The following is a 289-nucleotide window of genomic DNA, read 5'->3' as shown; positions in this document are numbered from 1 at the left end:
TCGGGTTCGTAGGTTCGAGTCCTACTCCCTCCACCATATTATAGGGGTATAGTTCAATGGTAGAACAGCGGTCTCCAAAACCGCCGATGTGGGTTCAACTCCTACTACCCCTGCTTTTTTCTATCATGGCGGCTATGGCGAAGGGGTTAACGCACCGGATTGTGGCTCCGGCACTCGAGGGTTCGATTCCCTCTAGTCGCCCTTTTTTTTACTTAATTATGCTGATTCAATTGGCCCATAGCCAAGCGGTAAGGCAACGGTTTTTGGTACCGTCATGCGCTGGTTCGAA

2 tRNA genes are annotated in these 289 nt (G+C 50.5%); both read left to right on the top strand.

The annotated features are described in order from the left end of the window. The first annotated feature begins 42 nt into the window (after positions 1 to 42). A tRNA-Trp gene (locus Q7A53_RS21195) sits at positions 43 to 113 on the top strand. 15 nt (positions 114 to 128) lie between these two features. Continuing rightward, positions 129 to 201, top strand: a tRNA-His gene (locus Q7A53_RS21190). Positions 202 to 289 lie beyond the last annotated feature (88 nt).

The organism is Halobacillus rhizosphaerae (assembly GCF_046719735.1).
Lineage (GTDB): Bacteria > Bacillota > Bacilli > Bacillales > Halobacillaceae > Halobacillus_B > Halobacillus_B rhizosphaerae.
The sequence above is the reverse complement of the archived record's forward strand: the minus strand, read 5'-3'. Positions and strand labels throughout refer to the sequence as shown.